This is a genomic window from Nocardia coffeae (assembly GCF_019890715.1).
Taxonomy (GTDB): domain Bacteria; phylum Actinomycetota; class Actinomycetes; order Mycobacteriales; family Mycobacteriaceae; genus Nocardia; species Nocardia jiangxiensis.
The window spans coordinates 1-288 of the sequence record NZ_JAINZY010000097.1 but is presented as its reverse complement, the minus strand read 5'-3'; the positions used below and the strand labels follow the sequence as shown (position 1 = coordinate 288).

The 288-nt window shown below is 71.2% G+C and carries 1 protein-coding gene; it reads right to left on the bottom strand.

Features of this window, described 5'->3' with window-relative positions; translation table 11 throughout:
- Positions 1-288 (bottom strand): alcohol dehydrogenase catalytic domain-containing protein (locus K7711_RS47200; RefSeq protein WP_222979753.1); only part of this gene is annotated, 288 nt, incomplete at both ends.

Sequence of the window (288 nt, the reverse complement as noted above, 5' to 3'; positions counted from 1 at the left end):
CGTCTCAGCGTAGGTGCCGCCACCGGTGAGTGCGAAGCCGAAGACCGCCTCACCGACCTCGAGCCCGTCGACGTCCTCCCCCAAGGCGAGAACGGTTCCCGCTGCCTCCATGCCCAGCACGCGGGGGAACGGGCGCCCGCCGTCGAGCCCGGGGACCAGACCCGAGCGCAGGAGGTGGTCAAGGGGATTCACGCCGGCGACATCGACCCGGATCAGCACCTCGCCGCGACCGGGGACCGGATCGGGACGATCGAAGAACTCCTGCACCTCGGGCCCGCCATACCTGCC